Source organism: Streptococcus sp. HMSC10E12, assembly GCF_001807855.1.
GTDB classification, from domain to species: domain Bacteria; phylum Bacillota; class Bacilli; order Lactobacillales; family Streptococcaceae; genus Streptococcus; species Streptococcus salivarius.
On the sequence record NZ_KV791109.1, the window covers coordinates 16166 to 41994 of the forward strand.

The window sequence follows — 25829 nt, forward strand, 5'->3', positions numbered from 1 at the left end:
TTCCAAATGGCGGTTTGTTGGAGGTCAACGTCGCCATGAAGTACATCATATACAATAAATTTCCTTACATTGGGTTCTTGTCAAAAAAAGTCGTCTATCTGCAATAGATAAGTACGTCCACCAATGTGGTTTTATAAATCATATAGATAGAATAACAGAAGCATGTAAACAGAGAAATAAATCTGTTTATATGCTTTTTTGGCTATTCAGAACTTTTTTACAAAGTTTATTTATCAGTAATGCAACAAATCCCCCTTTCACATTGGGACTAAGAGTGAAAGGAGATAAACGAGCAAGGCTCACTTCCTTTCCTAGACAGAAAGGGGGTGAGAAACATGAAACCATCTTCTTTTCAGACCACAATAGAAAATCAGTTTGACTATATCTGTAAACGTGCTATGGAAGACGAGCGAAAGAATTATATGCTTTATCTTTCAAGGATTGCAAAGCGTGAGGTGTCCTTTTCGGATGTTGGCGATTATCTTGTTAGCCAGTTTGCGACAACAGATAACTATTCAACTGACTTTCAGATTTTTACACTCAATGGGTTATCAGTAGGCGTTGAAAATGATTTGTTGAGTGAAGCATTACGTGAGTTGCCAGACAAGAAACGTGAAATTCTACTGCTGTTTTACTTTATGGACATGAGCGATTCAGAAATTGCAGACCTGTTGAAATTGAACCGTTCTACTGTCTATCGGCATAGAACCAGTGGACTAGCCTTAATTAAAAAGTTTATGGAGGAATTTGAAGAATGAAAACACAATATCCTATGATTCCCTTTCCTCTCATTGTAAAGGCAACAGATGGCGATACCGAAGCGATTAACCAGATTCTACATCATTACAGAGGGTACATAACGAAGCGTTCCCTACGACTTATGAAAGATGAATATGGCAATCAAAGTATGGTCGTTGATGAAGTCTTACGTGGAAGAATGGAAACCAGACTGATTACAAAGATTTTGTCATTTGAAATTAAGTAATATCCTCTCTCCTTTCGTGGAAGCGTGCTAAACCATTCCACGCTTCCCGAACAGGGAGGTTTGTTATTCCACCAAAGCATATTGAGCTTTCAATGTGTTTTGATAGGCTAACGAGCCATTGTTCTTTGAAAACTGAATAAAAGTAATCGAATACGTTTCGATAAGAAAAGAGCCAACGGAACTAACCGCCATGACCTATCTTATAAAGATAGCGAGCGATTCATGTTAGTGATCCGAGAAGCAATCTTTAGCAGGATTGCCTGCAACGACATTCTTATCGTGATAATGATACTCCCATACAGTCAATAGTCCGAGCGTGATAAAACCGTCGCAGGCAATGAGTATGGCTACATGAGAACCATGCAGGGGTGGAACTCCCGTGAGCTTTGCTAAAGCTGTTCGATTGCTGGTAAAACAACTTTTATGAAATCCAAATAAGTGATTTGGAAAGGAGGATTTTATGAAGCAGACTGACATTCCTATTTGGGAACGTTATACCCTAACCATTGAAGAAGCGTCAAAATATTTTCGTATTGGCGAAAACAAGCTACGACGCTTGGCAGAGGAAAATAAAAATGCAAATTGGCTGATTATGAATGGCAATCGTATTCAGATTAAACGAAAACAATTTGAAAAAATTATAGATACATTGGACGCAATCTAGCGTCGCCAAAGGGTCTTGTATATGATAAAATAGTATTAAGTCGTATCAAGGCTCTTTCCATAAAGGAAAGGAGCAAATGCCATGTCAGAAAAAAGACGTGACAATAAAGGTCGAATCTTAAAGACTGGAGAGAGCCAACGAAAAGACGGAAGATACTTATACAAATATATAGATTCATTTGGAGAACCGCAATTTGTTTACTCGTGGAAACTTGTGGCTACAGACCGAGTACCAGCAGGAAAGCGTGATTGTATCTCACTTAGAGAGAAAATCGCAGAGTTACAGAAAGACATTCATGATGGTATTGATGTTGTAGGAAAGAAAATGACACTCTGCCAGCTTTACGCAAAACAGAACGCTCAAAGACCAAAGGTTAGAAAAAACACTGAAACTGGACGCAAATATCTTATGGATATTTTGAAGAAAGACAAGTTAGGTGTAAGAAGTATTGACAGTATTAAGCCATCAGACGCTAAAGAATGGGCTATTAGAATGAGTGAAAATGGTTATGCTTATCAAACCATCAATAACTACAAACGTTCTTTAAAGGCTTCATTCTATATTGCTATACAAGATGATTGTGTTCGGAAGAATCCATTTGACTTTCAACTGAAAGCAGTTCTTGATGATGATACTGTCCCTAAGACCGTACTAACAGAAGAACAGGAAGAAAAACTGTTAGCCTTTGCAAAAGCTGATAAAACCTACAGCAAAAATTATGATGAAATTCTGATACTCTTAAAAACAGGTCTTCGTATTTCAGAGTTTGGTGGTTTGACACTTCCAGATTTAGATTTTGAGAATCGTCTTGTCAATATAGACCATCAGCTATTGAGAGATACTGAAATTGGGTACTACATTGAAACACCAAAGACCAAAAGTGGCGAACGTCAAGTTCCTATGGTTGAAGAAGCCTATCAAGCATTTAAGCGAGTGTTAGCGAATCGAAAGAATGATAAGCGTGTTGAGATTGATGGATATAGTGATTTCCTCTTTCTTAATAGAAAGAACTATCCAAAAGTGGCAAGTGATTACAACGGCATGATGAAAGGTCTTGTTAAGAAATACAATAAGTATAACGAGGATAAATTGCCACACATCACTCCACATAGTTTGCGACATACATTCTGTACCAACTATGCAAATGCAGGAATGAATCCAAAGGCATTACAGTACATTATGGGACATGCTAATATAGCCATGACGCTGAACTATTACGCACATGCAACATTCGATTCTGCAATGGCAGAAATGAAACGCTTGAATAAAGAGAAGCAACAGGAGCGTCTTGTTGCTTAGTAGTACAAATGAATTTACTACTTATTTACCACTTCTGACAGCTAAGACATGAGGAAATATGCAAAGAAACGTGAAGTATCTTCCTACAGTAAAAATACTCGAAAGCACATAGAATAAGGCTTTACGAGCATTTAAGAAAATATAAAAAGATAATTAGAAATTTATACTTTGTTTATGCATAAAAATAGGAGGTGTTGGTGAATGAAGTTAAATCTAGTAGTATGTTAAAAAAGAATGAAAATAGAACATGATATGACCTATATTGATTATTTAAAATCATACTAACATCACTATTAAGTTTTTAGAAGGAACAGAGGAAGATTTATAAGGCCATAGTTAAGAGTGTAAGTGCTCTATCTACGGCGGTTTATATTTTGTGTACAATTGTGCTTAAATAGGCAGAAGTGTTATAATAAAGAAAATGTTTTAGTGAATTGAGGTTATAAGGATTTTTATACTTAGTCAGCATGTAATGTATTCTTTAAAGAGATTAAGTAATGAGACAATGCTTAGGTAGAAAGAAGATTATTACGCCAATACTAGAATGTTTTGTTTGAGCAATGGCTCAAAGGGGTAAACAGGAGCTGGAATCACTGTATTTTGATAGATTTAAGGAGTGATATTATGGGGTGGACTAGTATTCCGAATTTTGGAGATAAATATGCCAAAGTTAGAGAAAGAACCCATTCATCTGGTGCAAAACTGATAGAAGTTTTATACGGTGCTCGTGACAACAGGGGAAGACCCACATCTCCAGAAAGCAATTCTGATGGACACGGTCATTGGCTTGCCATAGAAATAGATGGAATATATCAGATGTTATCATGGAGACATCCTATTCATGAAGGTGGTCAGCAAGAATATGGTCGTGGCCGAAGAAGCAATGCCCTCTCTGATTTGGAATCTGACATAATAGAAAAAGAAAAGATTTGTTCACAGGCTAAGAGTTTATCATTGTCAAATGATTGGAAAACCGCTGCACCTAAATTTAAGCAGTTATTTAATGAATGGAAAAAGGTTTACAATTGGGGAACGCCAAAAGAAAAACAACTATGGGAAGATTTTCAGGCCGCTAAAAAAACGTTCTATGAACGACGAGAGAGTAATCGTTCAAAAAATAAAGTTACCAAGCAAAGTATAATTTCGGAAGCTCGAACTTTATCAGCATCAACCGATTGGAAATCCACAGGGCAACAGTTTAAAAAACTTTTTGATAGATGGAAAGGCATAGGTTCTGCTGGAAAAGATGATGAAATTCTATGGATTGAGTTTAAATCTGCTCAACAAACATTTTATGATCGTCGTTCAAAATACTTCAGTGATTTAGATAAACAACGTGACAAAAACAGACAAATGAAACAAGCACTGATTTCAGAAGCAAGGAGCGTTTCTCAGTTTTCAACAGATTGGAAACGAACTGGCGATAAACTCCATGAATTAATGGATAGGTGGAAAGAGATTGGAAGTGTTGGCAAGGAATATAATGATAGTCTTTGGAATGAATTTAATAGTATTCGACAGGATTTCTTCAATCGTAGACGTATTTATTATGAGGAACAAGACAGACTTTTCCAAGAAAATGCTAGCCGAAAAGGACAGATTGTACAAGAGGCTGCAAATATTGCCAGCAGCAGTGACTATTCTGTGCAGACTACAGAGCGCATGAAAGAACTTGATCGTGAATGGAGAAACATAGGCTCCGCTGGAAAGATAAATGAGCACCAGCTTTGGAATCTATTTCAAAGTGCTAAAGATAGCTTTTGGTCCGGAAAACGCTTGTATAATGAGCGAAAACAACAGGAATGGCGAAGAAAATTGTATGAAGCTATCAATCGTAAGAGAGATCAGATTTCAAATCTTGAACGGCAAATCAGTGAACTTCAATATAAAATGAGTAACATGAGAAATCAAGAGCATATCAATAATATGTACCGGTGGATAGATGAAAAAAATTCCAAGATTAGAGAACTTGAAATAGCAATTCAAGACATGGAAAGCAAATTATAGATTGTGTTTCCAATATAATTGATGATTACCACGTCCTTGACCTGTTCGCGATTTTAACACATCCAGAATTTTTCATTCAACGAGAAGTTACAAATAGTCACTTTGATGACGGTGTTTTAGGTATTTTCGAGTAATTTTTGGAACGTTATCCATTAGCTACGGAATGTTTTAATAAGATTTCTGATTATGTTCAAAAAACTATTAATGATACGATAGGAAAGTTTAGGATTGTTAAAACCCCATGGCATAATATAACTGTATATTGTCGACACGTATTGAGTGTATGAGTTTACTAGAAAAGATGAAACCGCAAGCTTAAAATAGAATCTGAGATGATCAATCAATTTTTCATCGGAGGCCACGAGGAATGCCAACAAAGAGATATGGTTTCTGAGGAACAATTGAACTTAGTAGGTTTAGTTCTAGCACTCTTAGTATTAACTGGGTTGTTAAGACAGAACTCTGACTTTATGATTGTTGTCGACTTATGCTTGTCGCAAACTCTTATTGAGATGTCTCGCAATAAAGCAGAAAAATTATTTGGTAGGCATTAATAGTAGTATAGACACCATTTTAGGATGGTGTTTTTTGTTTAGATTGTTTTTTATAAAGCAATTTGCTTTCCACTTAATCTGGTTGGCAGCATTTACGAAACCTGGTTGAAAAATATAAAAAAGTGAAATAAAGTATCCTCTGAGCTTCGAATACAAGACCTATTATGATATACTTATATCAAGGTTAAGGAATGAGGTTTCTCCCCTCTCCTTAACCCAACCATTGTTGTTGTAAGGTTAGACGAGATTTCTCCTCTCGCATCTAACATAATCTATTAAGTTCTATTAGTTATGAATCAGGGACCTCCCCCAAAGCATAACTATCCTTTCTGTTTTTAGTGTTATGAGGTTTCTCCCCTCGCTGTTAAACTAAAAATAGTCATTGTTTTTCTTCTCCAGAGAAATTTCTCTTGGGAAGAGAGGTAGTCCATTGTGGGCTGCCTCTTTTTTGTTGTCAACGGAACTTATTTTGAATAGAAAAAAACCATCGAGACAACAGGAAGTCCCAATGGTTACAACAACAATATTTTCAAAAAACAATGACGTTTTATGAAAAAGAAGATATGGAGAAGAAGGAGAAAAGCAACCTCTCCATAAAATTCCCCGAAGGGAAAAACAATGACTGTGTTTAGGAGTACTCCTAAACACATTTTTAGTATAGCCTATTGGACCTGTTATTTCAAGGCAAGGAAACCAGAATAAGAGTAATTTCATCTCAAAAGTCAACCTATGTCACTAGGTTGCGACACCAATATAAAATAGCCTATCATGGCTTCATGGTAGAATTTAAAGATTATGAAAATACACAGGGGCTCGAAGAGCTGGAAGGTTGGCGGTATCTTCCGATTAGAGCAGCAAATAGGATCAAGTCCTTCTGGGAGAGCAACAGCGTTCTCTCTTACTTGAGACGACATCGGTTAAAACGAACGATGATCATTAGTTATGCATTACTGGGAACAATGGTCTGGACAGCTACAACTGCTTATTTCTCTCCCACCCGCGTTACTTACCTAGAGTCACAGCTGCAGGCAACACAATCATTTGGTAATGGCCTTGGAAGTATCACCGCAACTTCTATGACTTACTCTTCGTCAAATGGATTAGTCGTTATGGAATTGACAACATCAGATGCTACTAGTGCTATCAAAAAAGGGATTAATACTGAAAATCTTGATTGGCAGGTTTTCTTGCCAAGTAGTGTTAAGAATCCTGAAGCAGTGACCTTAGAAGTCATTCCGTTAACCGGAGATAAGGTGTATCTAGTCATGCGTAATGTGCCCTCAGATTATACGCTCATGGTTATTCGTGCGACAAATAAGACACCGAACTCAAACAGTCTCAAGATTGACGTTCAAGAATACAGTGACTACTTATCATCTAGTTCTAATGACGCTTCAGTTTCTAAGCAGAATAAACAAAAAGATAAGGAAGGGAATAAGAACTACGTTGATTTCTTTGTTACTCCTCAAAATGAACTCTTCAAAAACAAATATGTCAAGAATTTGTCTCGTGAGAAGTTTGCCCTCAATATTTTTGAAGAGGAGTTGAAATATCAAAAAGGTCAACGAAAAGAACTCTTGGCTTCTGCAAAAACACTTGATGACAGTATTCAGGAAGATACTAAGACATTGGAGCAGTTGAAACGTGAGTCAGAATACTTGGTCGGTAACGACTTAACCGATAAGCAGAGTGATATGGAAGCTATCGAGAAAAGTATGGACTCTAAAGAGAAGGACGGAGCGAAAGCGCGTGAAAATGCTGCTTATGTTCAGACAATCATTGAACAGATTGAAAAGAATATCAAAGCAGTTAAGAATGGTACTTACAAGTTTAATTCACCAGTGCGCTCAGTAAAACAAGATATTGGGGAATAAATATAAAAAGGAAAGAAAGGACTTTATTAACGATTATGACAATTGACGAACAACGCTATTTACTTAACCAGGACTGCCTATTGATGAAATATCAGCGAGGTAACGCTATGAATGAACCCCTTCAAATTTTTAGAGGGAAATGGGCAGACGGTTTAGAACGCCTACATCAAATCATTGATAAAGAAGTTGGTTGGAAGAACTTTCGTAGTTTTGTCTCAAGTAATGTTCATCATGACTCTGAAACATCCATTGAGGTAGTTAAGAAACACTTGAACCAATGCCGTATTGAATGTACGGACCTTTTGGATATTGATTTTGGAGAGAAAGGATCTATTTGTATTCAGAGGAATCAAGTAGAGCTTTTGACTGAGAAATTCCATTATTTCCTTTATTTTGAAAGTAATATTCAACCAATGATGGATATTGATTTCTAGGAGGTACTGGATGAATCAAGAAGAAAATCAACAACAAGAGGGGAACTGGGGACTGCCTCGTGGTCTTTACACGCAGGTAAAGTACTACGGTGTTCCGGTAATGAAAGCCTTTATTATAGTAGGGAGTTTTGTTTTTCCGCTACAATTCAGGGATATATTTTTCCCTAGAGGGCAGGAGTTGAAGTTCCTAATCAATTTAATCTGTACAATGACTTTAACGATTTATTGGATGATTCCGTCTTCGTCTGGTGGAAATAAGTTCTGGGAATTTATTCATGCACACCGTCGGACAAAGAAACGTTATTATCCAATTGATAAGAACTGTTATCCAGAGTTGAGAGATGACGGCTCGAAAAACCGTCGTTACTTAATGGATAAGGCTGCAGAACGTTTAGGAAGGAAATATAAATAGATGAAGGAGAGGACTAACCATAATCTTAGTAAGACTCCTTATATTGACAAATACACAACAGACCTTACTGAGAAAATCAGACCCAAGCGTCAAGATTTTGTGGCTTGGGGTAGACAAGATGAAATCAGACAAGTCTTTATCTCACTAAATCGATTAGAGAAAAACTCGCCTGTTCTGATTGGTGAAGCTGGTGTAGGTAAAACAGCTATTGTAGAGGGAATTTGTGCGGATATTCTTAACAATAAAGCCCACGTCCCAACACGTTTCCGAGGTAAGCAGGTTAAGCAACTAGAATTATCTGCTATCCAAGGGAAAGAATTTGATCATACTGGTAAAGAGGTGAACATCATTGCCAAAATGGACGGATTGATTAAAGAGTTTATGGCTCATAAAGATGAGTTTATTCTTTTTATTGATGAAGTGCATACCATTATGGGAACTGGGGTTGAGGGCAGTGCTCTTGACGTGGCAAATAGCTTGAAACCAGCCTTATCTCGTGGGGAAATCTATCTTATATCAGCTACCACAGCTGATGAGTTTATGATTATTGAACGAGATCCTGCAATGGAACGACGTCTACAACCAGTTTACGTTGATGAACTGGATAAAGAGGCATCGATATTGGTCTTGAAAAAACGTCGACCCAAGTACAAACGAGAACTTGACATTGAAATTCCTAATGATGCCATTAAGGCAGCAGTAGAATTATCTATTCGTTATATTACGGATAAAATGCTTCCAGATAAAGCTATTGATATTATTGATGAAGCTTCAGCGACTGCAAATATCGATGGAAAATCAGAGATTACCTTAAGAGATATTGCGAATGTCATTCACCGTAAAAAAGGTATTCCAATGGAAAGTCTCCTACGCACGTCATCAACACCAGTGGATTTTGCAGAAGGTATGCGTGCTGTTGTTAAGGGGCAAGACCATGTGATTCGAACTATAGCACGCCTTATGTATAAAGGTATCCAGGGTGGGCAGAACAAACGAAGACCTCTAGGAACTCTTCTTCTACTTGGAACAACAGGTACAGGTAAAACTGAATTGGCGAAACAAGCAGCCAAACAACTGTTTGGCAGTGAAGAAGCGACGATTCGGCTGGATATGTCAGAATACATGACTGATAATGCTGTTGTTCGTCTTATAGGAAATGACGAGCGAAAAGGTGACTTAACGGAGAAAATTAAGAAGAATCCCTACTCGTTAGTACTATTGGACGAGTTAGAAAAGGCTCATCCAGATGTCTGGGCTTTGTATTTGCAAATGCTTGATGACGGGCATTTAACTGACGGACGTGGACGAAAAATCAATTTTAAGAATACGTTTATCATTGCAACATCAAACGTGGGGCATAAGCGAATCAAAGATAAATATATCACCTCTGGTCAGACCTTTACAGAAATGAACAAGACTGACTATAAAGAGTTCATGAAGGACATGAGAGACGAGTTAATCAAGATCTTTAAACGTCCTGAATTTATCAACCGCTGGAAAATTGAGGTGACTAATATCTTGACGAAACAAACCATTGATAAGATTGTCTATTCAAAAATGGCTGTACATGAGAGTAGTTGGTTTAAAGAGCATCATATCCTTATTAATTATGAGGATGTTAAGGATGGTGACCAAACTATCGATGGCAAAAAATACTTCTATGAATATCTTAGTAGTGTCGGTGTTAGTCCAGAAGATGGAGCAAGGCCTTTAGAGAGAACTATTGATGAAGTGTTAACTGATGAAATCTTTGAGCAATTGTATTTCCTTGGGCGAAAGCCACAAGATTACTTTATGGTTGATGTGTCTTTATCTGGACATGCACCAGGAACGTTTGCGTATGGTAACTCAGGTAGAAAGACAGTTCAAGATAGGCGTCAGACGCATATTAGTGTCAAACGGATACCTCCAGAGGAGTATGGTAACTATTTGCTTACTTCTTAAGGGGTGTCACTAGGTTGTGACTCGTAGATGGAATATTGTAGACTACAGATATTAAATTTTTAAGGAGGCTGTTTTGAAAGAAAACACATTTTTGAACAACGTGAAGACAAAGGCATCAACACTAGGAATGACTGCTTTGTTGACGTTAAACTCTGTATCCCTTGCTTTTGCGGAGCAAACTGGAGGAAATGGGACTGTTAACCCAGCTAATGAAGCTAATAATTCAATTAATAACTTTTCAGATATGCTACGTCTCTTATTCCCGGGGATAGCAATACTAAGTGGTTTAGGAGCATGTATCTTGATGATGATGGGTGATAAGAAACGAACGGTGGCCCTTGACCGACTCATGTGGATTGCAATCGCACTATGTGCTGGCTCAGCACTTGTTTCATTTGTTGATTATCTTTGGCAACCAAAATAAATCTTTAAGAGGTATACTTTATGGAAAAAGAATTACTTACCATAAAGGGGAATCGCAAGGTATTGTTTCCAGATGCCTTGTTTCTTTATATTGAGTGGAAAGGAAAAGCAAATCCTAAAAAGGATGAAGAGTTAGCGGATATCATTGATGACCTAGATACTGAATATTTCCCTAGTAATAAGAAGGAAAGTATTGCTCAAAGTCTACCATTTCTAACTTTTAAACAAGCAGAATTACTTTTTCGAGAAATCAAAAAGCGTTATTCAGAATTTACCTTAAAAGGAATTGCCCTTGCTAGTCAACCGATGGAACAAAATGGTCGTGTCACACGACCAACTACGGGAGTCCCTAGTATTGAAGGACAACCTCAGATTACCCCTTTTGTTATTACGAAAGATTATAAGGAACTCGTTACCCCACTCATCGAAGAAGCACACCGTGATAAACGGTTTGAGAAGACAACATATGAAGGGATCTCTAACTTTTTCAGTGGTCCAATGGGGTTACTTCCATGTTATGCTGAAAGTCTAGGCTTGTCTCTTGTTGATATGCCACCTTATCCAAAACCAGGAACGATTGAAGGAGAACTTCCAAATCGTCTTATGTCGAATAAGGATAAGCATAAACAGTCAGTTGCAGGGGCCAAGAAACGGAAGGAGAAAACAGGCAGAGTGTATGAAGATGAAGAAGTAGGACCACCAAGTAAGTTGCCATTGATTTTGGCTATTGTCTCTTGTACCTTATCGATGTTTTTATTGTTGATGCTAATGGTCTATAATAGCAATTTCACGCGCGTGAAGAAAGAACTTGTGGCCACAACAGATAAAGTTGAGCGTCTTACAATGATACAAGATCATGAACATGAGATTGATGTCATGGCTCGTTATTTCTTGTCATACTATTATTCAGGAGACAAGGATAAGCTTAAGGCTTACTTGGATAATAACGACGCTAAATTTACTAACCCAGAGGTAGCGACTGTTTCTAGCACAATGTTGGAGAAAGTTGAACTCGTTAAGAATGAGAAAGATACCTATGAGGTTACATACGTTGTAGGTACAACGGATGAGGCTCAAAAAACGACTGTTCGTCGAGTTACTTTCAATGTTAAGAAAAAACCATCAGCTACTCAAGGTTGGGTGGTTACATCTGAACCAACAACAACAGCATTTGCAACTCCAACATCTCCTTCTACTGAAACTTCAGCTGAAAACAAGGAGGGATAACCTATGGGTGCAGAAGCAACAATTGAGATTGAACAAGGGAAGGTCTGGCCATCCCTATCAGATATGATCTCTCAATCGAAAGATTGGCCTAATGAAGTTGGTCCTAAAGGTTGGGGAGGTGACAAAGATAAAGAGCTATTATTGGCATCCTTTTATGCACAGTGGGACCAATACCTCCACCCAACAACTGGGGTCTTTATAGCTTTTGGCTTTATTCCCGAGATGCTATCAAAAGGTATCTATAGTTTTAGTTATGCGATTGAGAAAGCTTACCTTAACATGTTTAAGTTATTCGGGATGTTTGACTATATTAGTCAATCCGATAGCTTTGTTGGTCAAGTTTATAAGTGGCTTCAAATCGTTGGGATTTCATTGTTTGTTTTGGTAACTCTCATTCGTCTTATAATGGCTATGGCAGGAGCACCTTTCAGGTACCGAGAATTCTTCAATCACATTATTTTGGTTACGTTTTCTGTAACTGCACTTCCGGTGTTCGCTTCAAAATTTGGTAGTGCTATAGCGAAGGATACCGTAGGACTAGCCTATTATGACATAATGGGTAGTGGTCAGAGTGTTTCGCTTTCTGTAACGCCATTTAGGGGCAATACGGTTGACCTCGAAATGCTGTATGCAATGGATTTTGATACAGATAAGTTAGGATATAATGAAGATACTCATTTTATAGCGGGGGATAAAAACTGGAATACCATTTCAGATGGTAATATTTGGTTCACCAATTTTACTGAAACTTATGGCCCAACCAATAAAGCCATGTTGCAGTATTATTCTGGACGTGAAGGACGAGTATCGTCGCTACCTAAGATGTTAGGAATACGAGAAGACGGTTCGGTTGATTGGTGGCAACAGGTTAAAAATAGTGCTGCGATGTCTAACCCAGTAACAGCCCTTCTTCAAACAAGTAAATTGTTCTTTACTGGTTGGAAAGAGCAAAAAGACTTGAAGGAGGATCAGGCAAATTCACCTTATAATGGTTTCTCTGATGTAATGAGATCCACGCTCAACACCATTCGTTATGCAGATGGTAAGATTGCTTATGCACGAGTTACCACTTCAAAATCAGGTTATTTCCTTGGTTTTGATAATACTGCTTTCTTACCAACTTATGCTCGCTATAAAGTTGATTGGATAGCACTGATAACTCAGCAAATTATTCTTTTACTTCTTCTTGTCGGATTGCTAGTAACTACGGTACGAGTAATTTTCAAAACGCTTATAACAGTGATTATTTCACCCCTCGTTTCTTACGCAGCAGTGGGAAATAGTATGAGAATCTTGGAAGTTTGGCAGGAAGTTATGACAGGAATTGCTGCCATCTGGTTCCAACTACTATTCGTTAAAGTAGCTCAATGGTTCTTAATTACTTATAGTGAAGTGAAACTCAATCTAGGTTCTGGAGCATCTGATGCTGCTAAGAAAACTCTAGGTGGAAGTTTCTATGATGGACTAGATCCATTCCAACATGCCATTGCGACGATTGCGGTTTACCTTGGTGTTTATCTTGCGGTTTCTCAAGGTTCAAAAGTTTTGGAACGCTGGATAGGTATTGATACTAACCTTTCAAGTGGAACTAAGGCTGGAGTTGCTACAATGGCTGTTGGTGCGATGGCTGCTAATAAAATGGGTGGTGGTGCTAGAAACTTCGCTATTGGTGGGTATAATCCAGTCACTGGAAGACGCAATCAAAGTGGATTTAATCATCTCAAAAATGGCGTGGGTACTGGAATCAGAGGTCTCAAGAGTGCAGGAGGTACAGTAGGGTCAACTGCTAATGGTATCAGACGAGGTGCTCTGACTGCTGCAGGTGCTACAGCCGGTACTGTAGCTGGTACTTGGAATGCAATGGCCGATAGAAGAGCTCATGGTCTCAAGTATAGAGAGATTGTTGGTAATTCAATGAGTACTGCTGGACGCAATGTATCTAGAGGAGTCAAAGAGACTGTTAAATCTGGTAAAGAAGTTGTTGGAACTGAATTCAGGAGTGCAGGTCAAGCAGTTAAAAGAGATTTCTCTAGTAGTTTCGGAGAAGGTTATACAAGCGCTAGAGATAATGTTAGAGATAAAATCCTTGATAACACTGGGGGAGCAGGAAGAGTTACTCCAAAGGGAGATACCTCGAATATTATCTCTCCTACTCAAAGCTTACCAAAGAAAAATAGCTTAGATAGTGATCGCCGTTTCCAGAAACTTGATGCTGGAGAAGACGGAGAGTTGTAATAAATAGTTAACGAAAAAACAAGCCTTTAAATTGGCTTGTTTCAGAATGAAGATAAACATCAAAAACGATGTTTGTCTTTTTTTATAGTCACACTGCAATACAAGGTGTTTTGTAGCTCTTTTATTATACTCCCTCAAAGCAAGAAAAGTCCCCAGAAGTATAACTTCTGAGGACTTTGTGTTCATTCTGAAGATTTTCAAATTTCTTCGAATAATATTCAAAAAAAGGTCATACCCAACGATACGACCAAGTTATTGATTTGTTTTCTACTAAAAAGTAAAATACATTTCCCATTTCGAAGTTATGATAGTAAGCGTTCTACCATCATACTCTACATTTTGATATTTTGAAAAACTAGATACTGGAATTGCACCAACTTTATATTCTAATCTATATTCATTATCCCATTTAATCAACAAATTATCATTATAAAAAATAAGACGTGCACTACCAGATGTCGTTTTATCAAGACTAGTATTTGTTACCATATAATTACACTGCCAGGCATTTCCTTCTAGTTGGCTTAGCACACTCCTTAAAGTTGTATTTTCCATGTTTTATCTCCTAAATTTTTTATGTACCTCTATACACTATAATCATTATTCCTTTATCTGAATTTCCTATTATTTGTGAAGCCTTACGCTTGTTCTTCATTATTTATGGCATAAATTTCTCCCTGTTGACATTATAATCTAATTGTACCATATATTCATAACTTATTGCCATAACAAATAAAATTACGGCACAGTTATTAAATAATCACTACCATTTTATTTTTCAAACTAATAGTGACTGATTTTTCATGATTAATTATTGCTCTGTCTACCATTGTTTCCCAAAGAAAATCATCAAACTCTGTTACTAAACCTTCTTGAACTTTCAATGCTTCTAAAAACTCACGAATTTCTTTATTCCGTTTAGCTTTATCAAGATGTTGCTTTTCTACCGATTTAAGTTCAACAATTAATGCCTCATACCTATCAGCCAAGTTTCGATACTTTTCTTGATAAGCATCTTGGTCTTGTGGCATTACGGCATTATATGTGACTAGCTTAGAAATCATCTGGCTAACAACCTCCACCTCAGTCTCCAGCTCTTTCATTCGTCGCTCTAAATCAACCGTTTCACTAATCTCAAGCAACGTTTCAAGATTACTGATAATCTTATCTCTGAAACAAACCTTTAAATTGGCTTGTTTTTTTATTTCTTAACTAAAAAGAAGAGGAACAGAGGATTGAAAAGACCAATGATGAATAGAATAATACCACAGACAATAAGTAAACCGAATACTGGGAAAAAGAAACCAGAGACAGCCCCTATCATTATTCCTACAGAATGGATAATACCATGAAGTGTCATCAATAAACAAAATAGTGCAAAGATTCCAGTTAGAGACAAAGAAAATTTAAGCCAAATCATTTCTGCAGCATCGCTTACCATAGAAAAAAGAAGGTTGATTAGTAAGCAGGCAATACCGATGAGTGCGGAATAAAGTAACCATTTAAATGAGGTCCAAGTGCTTATATAGAGTGAAAAGTAAAAATCTTGTAAAATATGTAGCATCCTAAAATCCCTCCTAGAAAGATTATTGCGATTGTATTTATTTGATTGTATCAATTTTGAAGTAGCTAGACAAGGACAGAGAGCCCTAAATAGATGTAAATAATCAAAAACATGCCGATGAGATTCGGTAGTTAAGAGGTGTCACTGGGTTACGAACATCCTATGTTGTTTTATAGAATAGTGGAGAATAATGTTTATGGAGGAAATCATATGCCAGGTTTAATTGAAGAACCAGTCTTAACAAAAAAAGAACTTAGAAAGCGAAAAAAAGAAGAGGCACGTAAAAGTAAACAAGCTAAAAAGAAAGAAAAACAAACAAAATTTGAAAGTATCGACCTTGGCGAACGTGCTGGAGAGGAGTTCGTGTATGTTCCGCTCAATAAGAAAAAGCGTAAAGACTTTTTAGACACTGTTGCGATAACTGATGTGAAGTCTATTCTATATGGCTATCCTAATCAACCGATACGGTTAGCTAATGGCTATTCAGGATATGTGCAGATTTTTGAGGTGTTTGGGCAAGATATTCAAGCGATGTCTAACGAGGAACAGGCAGCAATTAAAGTAGGATTCACTCTTTTTCTGTCTGGGACTGCCTTTGACATGATGATTCAGACAACAAAATTGCCAACAGATGTCTCAAGTCAATCTAACGAATTGCTACGTCTTCTAGATGAAGTCAAACAAGAACAGAACGCTCCAGAATTGATCATCAATGATGGTGATGACATTGATACCATTTCACGTAAAGAGAGACTTGTTTATCAGCTTAGACAAAGAGAAGATATTTTGAAAACAAAATATCTCGTCCAACAAGTTATTGCGATCAATCAACAAAATATCGAGTTCTTTATTTGGGTGTTTGGAGATACTTTGGCTGAAATTGATTCCAATACACGTACCACACTAACGATTGCCTCGAACCACGGTTTTACCCCAAAAGTTGTATCGGTAGAAAAGAAAGAAGAGTTATTGACTCAATATTACAACTTTAATGATTCACTTAATGTTTCACTTAATCAGTACTAGAAGGAGTTTACATGGATTTAAATTCACGAAAAATCAAGAAATATATTCGAGAGGGTTATGACCTCAATCTTATTAGTAGGATTCAAAGTGATATTCCTGATTTCAAACATGATGATCGCTATTGGAGACAAGCTAACGGTTATTATAAGATTGCTCATGTTCCATATGACCGATATCCAGAACACGGTTTACCTGACTTCTGGATGAGTGATTTAATGCTCGTTGATAATGTTATCAGTTTTATGTCCTTAGAACATGCTGCAAATAGTGAAATGTCCGACCTAGCTTCAAAAGCTATTTCGAATATGTTAGCCACTCAAAATACAAAGGCTGCACAAGATGCCGATGATAAGATGCGTATCAGTTCTTTGTTAGACTATCGCGAAAAACTAGGTAACAATGTTCCTTCTAAAAAAATTCACACTCGGTTTTTGTTAGCTGCAAACACCTTGAATGAGTTGGTCGAACGAGAAGCTGATCTTAAGCAACAGTTGAATCAGTATTCTATCTCTTCTTCAGATGGCATGCAAGACGTCGAATACCATACAGCTTTTATTCCAGCGTCTCGTTTGGAAGATACCCCACTACGTCGAAAAGGGCAAGCCGCATCTGTCTGGGATTTAGGTGCTGGCTATCCTTTTAACCATACGAACTTAATGGATACCTATGGCGTTTACTTGGGGGAAACTCGTACAGGTGGTGTTGTTAACTTTGACCTTTTGCATGAAGATAGGGAACGTAAAATCCCTTCAATGCTGATTGCCGGAGCAGGAAACGGAAAAATGAAACTGTTAGGTAACTTGATTGACACCTATTTTGCTAAAGGGCATACCATTTTTAACATAGACCTTACTGGGAAATTAAAAGAACTTACGGAAATGCAAGGTGGTCGATATGTCAAGATGTCTGGGACAAATAATCGAAATCATATTAACCTCATGCAAATTATTGCGACGGCTTCCTCTGCAGATGGAGAAACAACAGACCAGGTCCAATCTTTCTATGCCCACCGTAATAAATTACGGGCTTTAGCTCAAATTCTTGATCCAGGGTTAAAGAATTCTGACCTCAATAATTTGTCATCTGCTTTAAACGACTTTTATGAAGACCGTAGTCTGTGGAACCGTAATGCAGAAGTTATGGACCAAGAAGACTTAACGATTACGAATGTTATTCCAGAAGATTATCCGACTCTATCTCATTGGGTAGAACGCTTAAACAAGCTTAAAGAGGACAAAATCGCAGAGGGGAATGAAATTGATGCTGCAAGTTATGACCGTCTCTTTAATGCTTTCTCTGGTCTATTGGGGGATTATCGCTTCTTAAATGCGACCTCACAGTTTGAAGATTTCTCAAATGAACAAGTTGTGACCTTTGACCTCTCTGGGATTCAAGATACTGAACTTCTTAATATTCAGCTTTACCAAGTGTTATCTATCATTTCATCATACGCTGTAGCAAATGGAAGAAGGGTATCTGAGTATTTCCGTAGAGGGATTATCGGGGGAGATAAGAGCCAGCGACCTCATAGCATTATTACCATTAACGGAGCACATAAGCTCTTCAATTATCGTTATTCAGAGTCTCTTAACTTTCTAAAGGATTTGATTGAGAATGTAAGTAGTAACTATTCTGCATTTATTATGGAAATGAGTTCGTTAGATAACATCCTCTTGAATGCAAACTCTACGGACGCAGTGGACTACGTTTTAGCGACACGTGCGATTTTCTCTATGATGACGTATCGTGTCTTTTCTCAATTAGGTGATTTGACTATCCCTCGTCTGGCAGATGCTTTACAAGGGGAAATGACCGAGAGTGAGCTTTCGTCACTTAAATATTTAAGAGATGGTAATTTCTTCCTAAATATTGCTTCTGTCAAGAACTTAGTCTTCAATCATCAACTAGCAGATAATAGGTCTTATGGTAAGTATCCGTATGATGAACATGTTCGCTATGCATTCTTACCATAGGAATGGTGAAAGGGGAAAATACAATGAACCTACAGCAACCATATTCTGATGAGGTATTCCAATTACAAACTAAAATTCTGACAAAGGATAATCCGCATGATTTGGAAAGAATTGTAAATGATTACTTAGAGATCTTGGCTTACAAAAAGACCTGTCGTGTTGTTGATATTACTTATCAGATGCGAAAAACACATCTTTTAAGTAGTTTATGTGGCTTATTTGGAAGTCAGCAAGTGGATGAGTACTCAGCTATGATTATCTACCAAGAACCTGCTCGATTTGAGTCGAGAATATTTGAAACAGAAGAAGAACCAGAGGAGGAAAATTAAATAATGACCACACTAATGCAAATGTCTCTATGGGTTAACAATATAGCTTATGACATTAAGACACTACGTTTCTTTAGGATAGTTTCCTTCCTTATTAGTTTAGTTCTTGGTTTGGTTGGTTTCTATAGCTATCTTATGCTCTATCAGACACTTTTATTCGCCTATGGTGTTCATTTTATGGCTATTGCCTATACACCATATGTGTTTTGTGCCTTGATTGTAGCCCTTTATCAGCTACTTACTGGTAAGAGACGTGAACGTATCAAGAAAGCAAAGCATATTCTTATGTTTAGTCTTCTTCCTATTTGTTTGATGAACACCTGGGGCTTTATCACGCTAGTGACTTGGGGGCTTTCATGGGTTATGGCTAAACTAGAATATAACCATAGAAAACGAGCTGTTAAGATCGTATCATTCTTCTCAAAGGAATATTCACCTCTTTTTGAAAAGAGATTGGCTAATCGAAGTAACTATTATGCTTATCAATCTGCTTATCGTCTCCTAGACTTGATTCAGGTATCAGCCTATGAAGAACTCTTTAAGGAAGAAGTGACAGAAAAAGATTATAAAGCTGGTCTCGTTGTTAAAGAGTTACACCGTACTTTCAGAATTAAAGGTGTACCTTTTTCTAAGGTAACTGTAACAGATAAACTCTATATTGCTCCACAAAAAATGCCAATTATTGGCTTAAGGAGGTTTTAATATATGGTATCTTATCGTTTTAAACGAGATGGTCAGTATATTCAACGTGAACTAGAACTAGATTCTCTAAATGGTCATCAAGACCAAGTCTATCCGGAAAGCCTCGAAGAGCAAGTAGATTATTCAGCGTTTTACGATACCTACTATGACGGTTTTGGTGAGGATAGTATCTCACGTGAACAAGAGAAAAAACAAGGTCTCATTGCGCGTGGGAAAGAAAGGTTATCCAGTGTCAAGGAGGATGTGACAGACTATTATAACTTGCAAGTGGAACGTCACAAAGACTATTACTCAGATGAAGATTCATTTTGGATGCGAAAGCAACAACAAAAACGAAATCGAAAATTCATTAAACAAAGTATCTTTCTTGCCCTAGGACTATTACTTGTATTTGGTTGGTACTGGCTAACCGCACTACTTCATTAAGGGGGTGACTAAGATATTTGAAACGAATAGGTGATAAAGCTGCTCGTGTTCTTTTAACGATTTTTGGATTTAAGACAACAGTTATTATAGGAACGGTCTTAACGCTTGCGATTATTTTAGTTACGATCATTGCTGGTATCATGGGAACAGTCAGTTCTTCAGGTGATAAATCTAAAAAGATTAGTTCTCAATGTGTAACCTACCAGAAAGACGGCGATGAAGAAGATGATGATGAAGAAGGCGATGATGATGGCTCTAAGCCTCAATCGACTTCTACTAAAACAGACTCAGCATCTGCAGGCGACTCTGATCCCTTCACGAAGGGGACAAAAGCCTATGAGAATGCCCACAAAGTATTTATGGCTTTTGTGAATGCCGGACTGTCTGGGGAATCTGCTGCAGGGGCTGTAGGTTGGGCAAACTCTGAAGGGAGCTATGACATCATTGGACGTGCCCAAGGGCATTATGGCGGTGGTATCAATGACTCCATTTCTAAGGGAGCTGTTCCAACGACAGGTGGGACATCTAATACGCTTGGGGGTGGTGGAATTTTCCAGTTTGACCCCTACACGAAATATGCACCTCTAAATAGTCCGGACTGGGAAGATGCGGATAAGATGGTTGCCTTCGTTATCGATGCAATCTCAAAAGGTGACTGGAACCCAGCCTATGACGAATCTGGCCATAACTGGTCATTTCAGGAGTTTGCGAAACAAACCAATATCGATGAAACTGCTATGTCATGGAATGCCTACGAACGAGGTAATATGGCTTATGTCAAACCAGATCAGAAGAAGGTGGATGCAAGGAAGTTTGCGGAAGTCTTCGAAGCAAGTAAATATAAGTACGATGATGCCAAGTTCCAAAAGGCGTTTGGTGGTGGCGGTGCTTCTTCCAATAACTCCTCGTCACAAAGTTCAGATGATGATGACGGTGACGACGATGAAGAAGATAGCGACAACGAAGACGATGATAACGATAGCAGTTCAAGCAGTTCATCAAGTGACTCTAGCAACAAGGATAGCCAAAAAGACAGTGATAAAGACAAGAAGTCTATTGATACTGATAAGGCTATCAAGTGGTATAAGGATAAGCTAGGGAAGGTCAAGTATTCTCGTGATGCTCGTACTGGGCCAGATAGCTATGACCATTCATCTGCTCTATACTATGCCCTTGTTGACGGCGGTGCTAAAGAATCTGGGTCTCCAGTAGATACCGATTCAGAACACGATTGGTTGAAAGACAATGGTTATGAGTTAGTGTATGAGGGTGCCTGGTCGTCTAAAGATGATGTCCAAAACCGTGAAAAAGGAGATGTCATTATCTGGGGTACGAAAGGTAGTAGCTCTGGAGATAAAGGACAGACCATGCTAGTTGAGGATAAGGAAAATATTATCCAATGTTCCCCATCGACAGACGGGATTGCTGAGAATAATTATGGCCAATATCGAGACCGTATTACTATGGACTACGGAAAAGTCTATGTCTATCGTCCGAAAGACAAGAAGGATAAGGATGATGACAAGGAGGAAGTAGATGCAGATACGTGTGGCAACAGCGATAGTAGTAATCTCAGCACTGATACTGGTCAGCCACTTGATGTTCCTTATACCATTACCCAACTTTTCGGTGCATCAGCTAATGCAGGTGGACCAAATGCTGGTTCAGGACACACAGGAATGGACCTTGCAGCACCAGAAGGCTCTCCAATTTATGCCGTAACAGACGGTGAAGTAGTAGAGGTCAATGAAGAGGCGATGAATATCGACGGTAACCACGTGATGCACACTCTTCCAGATGGCACTATTATCTATTATGGACATATGCGTGATGTTCCTCTTGTTAAGAAAGGGGATAAGGTCAAAAAAGGCCAACTTATCGGTTATGTTGGACAAACGGGTGCAGCTACTGGACCACATATTCACTTTGAACGTCGGAAAACGAAAGTCTTCCAGTATGGTGATTTCTTGAGTCCAGCATCAATAATTTTAGGAGATACCCAACCACAAGTTGGTATGGTGATTGATCCTAAGACACAAAAAGGTGGAGCACCATCTAAAGAATAGACAAAAAGGAAGACATAGTAGTTAGTAATTAAAATGGTAATTTTTACATAAACATAGTTATGTATATATTGGAATAAGGAGTCCCACTTTGGGACTCCTTTTCTGAGTACTTAACAGTTACTAATAATACATAAAAATATATTATTGAATTATTAATATTTCGAACCGAAAAAATATTGATTTTTATGGTTCAAAAAATTTCAATAAAAAATAATTTTTTCTGACATAATATAATTGACCGAGACGAAAGGAGGTGGTTAATTATGAAAAATGAAGAAAAAATTCTACGAAAAGTCAAAACTATGTTTTGCTTCTTTGTAGCAGTAATCGTATTTATTGTAATCGTAAAAGCTGTATTCAAATAATAGAAAAGGAGATTAATATGCTTGTATGAGAAGATTTTGATATTATTTTCTGGTAATATAGAAAAGAGTAGATGTTATAATAAGAAGAACTAATCATGTATTAAAAAACTTCTAGAGGTATTATATGCTGTACTCTAGGACTTAAAATAATATTGATAGTTGGAGGTAGAATGTGGTTACTATTAAAGAGTTAAATCATATTCTGACTAGTCAGGGGATTAGTCAGCAGCATATCGAAAAGATGAAAGAAAGGCGATTTGAAGCGGTAGATTTTTATTATAACTTTATTGAGAAGAAGTGTAAGAAAGGAATACAAAAAATCCCTTTATTTAAGTTAAAGGGATTAGATGCTGGATGGGATATTGAGGGAAGAAGTGTATATGATTGTTTTACTTCAATCGCTAGCGATTCGCCTTTGAACTCTAATTCAGAACGTATTGTTAAATATACCCGTATAATGGAAAATATTGATTCTTTAAAAAAGAATGGATTGGAGTTTCAATATAATTTTTATGAAAGCGATTCTGAGAAGGGTTTACGAGCTGGACTTCCCAAGTTTATCCATTTTTATAATAGAGAGTTAGGGATTGACTGTTACTTTTCAGATGCGACACATAGAAGTATTTGTGCATTGATGTTTGGGGCCCCATTTTTAACTGGTTATGTTACGGAGTATGAGTTAAACACACAGAAATACGAAAATTATCAGTTTGTCGAGAAAACTTTAGTGGACTTAGGTGAGAAAAATTTTGGGTTTTTTAGTTTGAAATTTTCGAGTCATTGCTTAAGCGAGTTTGAAATTTACTATAAAGGACATAATACTGATCTAGGAGGTAACATCCCGCTACCAGTATTTTACGAGGAAAAAGAGGTATTAGCATTTCAGAAATCCATTGATACACTCAACGACATGCTTAACCTCCTAGATAATAAAGTTCAAACTAGCCTGACTTTAAAGCTTCTTAACAAATTAAGTGACGAAAATTCTTATATTACTAAGCTCGTAGCCATTATATTTAGGAAATTATTTAACTATGGAAATCAGTATAAGAAACCAGTAGGTCTCTATCTTTGTATAGAAGATGTTTATAATATCTCTGAGACAACAGATGAGATGTTGAGAACTCTAAAAATTGAGTGTATTCACTCCATTGTAAATAAATAAACCAAATAAAAAGTAGATTTATATTTGGGTTCTAACTAGTGGCGTGTATGGACACTATCATCTTTGTATTAGCGATGGTATACTTAATAAAAATAAAAAAGTCTGCTTTGTACTGACCTCCAAAAGTTAGACAAATAATTTAAGCAAAGGATTTAGTTCTTTATTGTACAGGACTAAGTCCTTTGTTTTGTTTATTCTGAATGAGTTTATTGTTTTAGTATTCAATATAGTCTATAATAGCTTTTTGATAATCTTCTCTTGATAACACATCTATTAGGAATTCTTTATCGTAATCTAATTGTTTTTCGAAAACTGATGTGATATATTTATGGCAAAAAATGAAAGGTAGCGTATGAGAATGAGTTACGGTTATCTAGTAATATCGCCTGAGGCCCAAAAACTGATAGAAGAGGGTAGAGCACGCCTTGAAAAAGCAAATGTTGTTTGGAATCCTGGTTCAGGACACACAGGGGTTTTTGAGTGGGGTAAATTTGTAGAAGTAGATGAAGATGAACTGAAAAATAATGACGTTAAGCTGATTGTTAGTGGTATAGCTGCTGGTGCTATAGCAACAGCGGGGATTGCTGGAGTAATAGTCTATACTCCAAAAAGAAAACAAGATGAAAGAGATAAAAAAGTAAACAATTTGATTAGTTGCTTATCATCCTATACTCTAGAATTATGTGATAACAATGTACGTCAGTCAACTGTATTGGATTTGAAAGTCGCTATAAGAGAATTTATGAGTGATAAAAAGTTACTTAAAAAAGTTGATGAAACATTGTTAAAAAACTTATCAATAACTATCAGTTATCTGAAAGAAGATGATAAGGACCAAATCAATGATAGAATTATTGATTTGCAAACTTATATTCAAAGTAAATCAAAAAGTAGATCAAAATCATTTTTCAAGAAGACGGTCTAAAGAGGTGCTAGATTATATGGAAATTTCTGAATCAAATAACATACTCCTCGGACGATTAAAAGATCTGCTATATGATATTGAAAACTATGACTCAATGGTTTTGAATTATGCAGAGGTAAATGAGAAAATTGAAACTTTAGAAAACCAGGGACAAGAAAAACTAGACTCTTTTGATGCGAAATATCTCAATAACTTTATTGTTGAAAGCATTGGAGAAGCCCCTAAAGAACTTTCTCGATTGAGCTATAAAAAAATTTTTAAAAAGAAGAGACAGGAAAATTTAACAGAAATAGAGGAATATGCCAAAGAAGAAGAATTGGCTAAAGAGCAGTACTATAAGGTTTTTGCAGAAGAACGAGCCGAAATTCTTCGAAAAGAAAATGAACAATTTAAGGAAGAATGGCTGGAACTAAATAAGACTCGTTCGAATCTACAGGAACATCTAACTGAATATGAACAACATTTTAGCAAGGTTGATTTTTTACCTGAAAAATATTTAAATAGTACTCAATTAGTTAGGATTATTAGTTATTTGGAAGATTATAGGGCTGATAATATAAAAGAAGCTATAAATATCTTGTGTTCTGAGGAACAATTGGAGATAAAATTTAAACAACTAAACACAAGAATTGAGAACTTAGAAAAATCTCTGGACACATTAAAAGTGGAGATTTCTGATAATATTGAATCCTCAATTTCGAACCTAGAGGATGAAATAAGTCAGTTAAGATTTGATTTAAAGGATTAGCTCATTTCTATAATGGCTTCTAAAACAGTAGTATTATATTAATTATATGTTCCACTATACTTTTAATGTTTGACCAGCGAATAAAGATATATGTAGTTCGTAATGGTTTATAATAGTAATTTGCCGTGGATAGAATTTAACATATATCTATTTCAGTCAAGAAGTACGACTGGAATTGCGATTTAAAAACTAAAAAATGACTAATTCAACGAAATAAAAATACTCCTGAGTCTTTTCAGGAGCATACAAAAAAGGCTGAGAACTCATTCGGGGATTTACCTGAAAAACAGGAGGCAGCACCTCTACCTGAAACGGATGAACCGCAACCTTTGAATGAGTCGTCACCGACTCAAACTCAGTCTCAACCTTTATTTAATTTTACCAAAACCGAAGTGTCAGAGTCAATTTATAAGGCATGATAGAATGGGATAGCCAAGAAATATTAATATAGATAAAAAATGTAGGAGTTTCTTCTGCATTTT

25 protein-coding genes are annotated in these 25829 nt (G+C 36.9%); 21 read left to right on the plus strand and 4 right to left on the minus strand.

The window, feature by feature from the left end:
- The first annotated feature begins 335 nt into the window (after window positions 1–335).
- Both HMPREF3112_RS08970 and HMPREF3112_RS08975 read left to right on the plus strand, forming a co-directional pair.
- The gene (locus HMPREF3112_RS08970) at window positions 336–758 is read left to right on the plus strand and encodes a sigma-70 family RNA polymerase sigma factor (protein WP_000804885.1); all 423 of its coding nucleotides are present in this window, start codon (window positions 336–338) and stop codon (window positions 756–758) included.
- Window positions 755–985 (plus strand): helix-turn-helix domain-containing protein, encoded by a 231-nt coding sequence (locus HMPREF3112_RS08975; RefSeq protein ID WP_000857133.1) that lies wholly within the window; start codon window positions 755–757, stop codon window positions 983–985. The genes HMPREF3112_RS08970 and HMPREF3112_RS08975 overlap by 4 nt, the downstream gene beginning before the upstream one ends.
- A gap of 225 nt (window positions 986–1210) precedes the next feature.
- Here HMPREF3112_RS08975 and HMPREF3112_RS11795 read toward each other — a convergent pair whose 3' ends face one another.
- Entirely contained in the window at window positions 1211–1462 is a 252-nt protein-coding gene (locus HMPREF3112_RS11795) for a hypothetical protein (protein WP_001845478.1), read from the minus strand.
- On the opposite strand from HMPREF3112_RS11795, the gene HMPREF3112_RS08980 reads away from it, so the two are divergent.
- From HMPREF3112_RS08980 to HMPREF3112_RS09030, 10 genes are all read left to right on the plus strand, one after another.
- Window positions 1446–1649 (plus strand): excisionase, encoded by a 204-nt coding sequence (locus tag HMPREF3112_RS08980; protein WP_000814511.1) that lies wholly within the window; start codon window positions 1446–1448, stop codon window positions 1647–1649. The genes HMPREF3112_RS11795 and HMPREF3112_RS08980 overlap by 17 nt on opposite strands.
- Window positions 1650–1730: 81 nt before the next feature.
- The gene (locus HMPREF3112_RS08985; RefSeq protein ID WP_001291561.1) at window positions 1731–2948 is read left to right on the plus strand and encodes a tyrosine-type recombinase/integrase; all 1218 of its coding nucleotides are present in this window, start codon (window positions 1731–1733) and stop codon (window positions 2946–2948) included.
- A gap of 624 nt (window positions 2949–3572) precedes the next feature.
- A complete protein-coding gene (locus HMPREF3112_RS08990) occupies window positions 3573–4955 on the plus strand; it encodes a DUF349 domain-containing protein (protein ID WP_070439367.1) in 1383 nt (460 codons plus the stop codon).
- A 1330-nt stretch (window positions 4956–6285) separates the two neighbouring features.
- Window positions 6286–7383: a hypothetical protein gene (locus HMPREF3112_RS09000; RefSeq protein ID WP_256262688.1), complete on the plus strand. Its 1098-nt coding sequence runs from the start codon at window positions 6286–6288 to the stop codon at window positions 7381–7383.
- A 35-nt stretch (window positions 7384–7418) separates the two neighbouring features.
- Window positions 7419–7817, plus strand: coding sequence for a hypothetical protein (locus tag HMPREF3112_RS09005; RefSeq protein ID WP_070439374.1), 399 nt, complete (start codon window positions 7419–7421; stop codon window positions 7815–7817).
- 10 nt (window positions 7818–7827) lie between these two features.
- Window positions 7828–8229 (plus strand): hypothetical protein, encoded by a 402-nt coding sequence (locus HMPREF3112_RS09010; RefSeq protein WP_070439376.1) that lies wholly within the window; start codon window positions 7828–7830, stop codon window positions 8227–8229.
- A complete protein-coding gene (locus tag HMPREF3112_RS09015; protein ID WP_070439377.1) occupies window positions 8230–10173 on the plus strand; it encodes an AAA family ATPase in 1944 nt (647 codons plus the stop codon).
- Between the two features lie 73 nt (window positions 10174–10246).
- On the plus strand, window positions 10247–10597 hold the full coding sequence (locus HMPREF3112_RS09020) for a hypothetical protein (protein WP_070439378.1): 351 nt from the start codon (window positions 10247–10249) through the stop codon (window positions 10595–10597).
- Window positions 10598–10617: 20 nt separating this feature from the next.
- Window positions 10618–11823 (plus strand): hypothetical protein, encoded by a 1206-nt coding sequence (locus tag HMPREF3112_RS09025; RefSeq protein ID WP_070439380.1) that lies wholly within the window; start codon window positions 10618–10620, stop codon window positions 11821–11823.
- Between the two features lie 3 nt (window positions 11824–11826).
- Window positions 11827–14058 (plus strand): DUF8208 domain-containing protein, encoded by a 2232-nt coding sequence (locus HMPREF3112_RS09030; RefSeq protein WP_070439383.1) that lies wholly within the window; start codon window positions 11827–11829, stop codon window positions 14056–14058.
- Window positions 14059–14328: 270 nt separating this feature from the next.
- Here the strand turns inward: HMPREF3112_RS09030 and HMPREF3112_RS09035 are convergent, their stop codons facing one another.
- The 3 genes from HMPREF3112_RS09035 to HMPREF3112_RS09045 form a co-directional block, all read right to left on the minus strand.
- Window positions 14329–14613, minus strand: a complete 285-nt coding sequence (locus HMPREF3112_RS09035) for a hypothetical protein (RefSeq protein WP_070439386.1) — start codon at window positions 14611–14613, stop codon at window positions 14329–14331.
- A gap of 197 nt (window positions 14614–14810) precedes the next feature.
- The gene (locus HMPREF3112_RS09040) at window positions 14811–15200 is read right to left on the minus strand and encodes a hypothetical protein (RefSeq protein ID WP_176744476.1); all 390 of its coding nucleotides are present in this window, start codon (window positions 15198–15200) and stop codon (window positions 14811–14813) included.
- Window positions 15201–15259: 59 nt separating this feature from the next.
- Window positions 15260–15622, minus strand: coding sequence for a hypothetical protein (locus HMPREF3112_RS09045; RefSeq protein WP_070439391.1), 363 nt, complete (start codon window positions 15620–15622; stop codon window positions 15260–15262).
- A gap of 210 nt (window positions 15623–15832) precedes the next feature.
- Between HMPREF3112_RS09045 and HMPREF3112_RS09050 the strand changes: the two genes are divergently transcribed.
- The 9 genes from HMPREF3112_RS09050 (at window position 15833) to HMPREF3112_RS09090 (ending at window position 25347) form a co-directional block, all read left to right on the plus strand.
- Window positions 15833–16648, plus strand: a complete 816-nt coding sequence (locus HMPREF3112_RS09050; protein WP_070439394.1) for a hypothetical protein — start codon at window positions 15833–15835, stop codon at window positions 16646–16648.
- 11 nt (window positions 16649–16659) lie between these two features.
- Window positions 16660–18621 (plus strand): TraG/VirB4 family ATPase, encoded by a 1962-nt coding sequence (locus tag HMPREF3112_RS09055; protein WP_070439397.1) that lies wholly within the window; start codon window positions 16660–16662, stop codon window positions 18619–18621.
- A gap of 23 nt (window positions 18622–18644) precedes the next feature.
- Window positions 18645–18950, plus strand: a complete 306-nt coding sequence (locus tag HMPREF3112_RS09060) for a hypothetical protein (protein ID WP_256262689.1) — start codon at window positions 18645–18647, stop codon at window positions 18948–18950.
- 3 nt (window positions 18951–18953) lie between these two features.
- Window positions 18954–19652, plus strand: a complete 699-nt coding sequence (locus HMPREF3112_RS09065; RefSeq protein ID WP_070439403.1) for a hypothetical protein — start codon at window positions 18954–18956, stop codon at window positions 19650–19652.
- A 3-nt stretch (window positions 19653–19655) separates the two neighbouring features.
- Complete coding sequence (locus tag HMPREF3112_RS09070; RefSeq protein WP_070439406.1) at window positions 19656–20078, plus strand: hypothetical protein; 423 nt, start codon at window positions 19656–19658, stop codon at window positions 20076–20078.
- 17 nt (window positions 20079–20095) lie between these two features.
- The gene (locus tag HMPREF3112_RS09075; protein WP_176744477.1) at window positions 20096–22144 is read left to right on the plus strand and encodes a phage tail tip lysozyme; all 2049 of its coding nucleotides are present in this window, start codon (window positions 20096–20098) and stop codon (window positions 22142–22144) included.
- Window positions 22145–22681: 537 nt separating this feature from the next.
- Window positions 22682–23674, plus strand: coding sequence for a hypothetical protein (locus HMPREF3112_RS09080; protein WP_070439409.1), 993 nt, complete (start codon window positions 22682–22684; stop codon window positions 23672–23674).
- A 358-nt stretch (window positions 23675–24032) separates the two neighbouring features.
- On the plus strand, window positions 24033–24599 hold the full coding sequence (locus HMPREF3112_RS09085) for a hypothetical protein (protein WP_083278174.1): 567 nt from the start codon (window positions 24033–24035) through the stop codon (window positions 24597–24599).
- Between the two features lie 16 nt (window positions 24600–24615).
- The gene (locus HMPREF3112_RS09090; protein WP_070439415.1) at window positions 24616–25347 is read left to right on the plus strand and encodes a hypothetical protein; all 732 of its coding nucleotides are present in this window, start codon (window positions 24616–24618) and stop codon (window positions 25345–25347) included.
- Window positions 25348–25829: the final 482 nt, after the last annotated feature.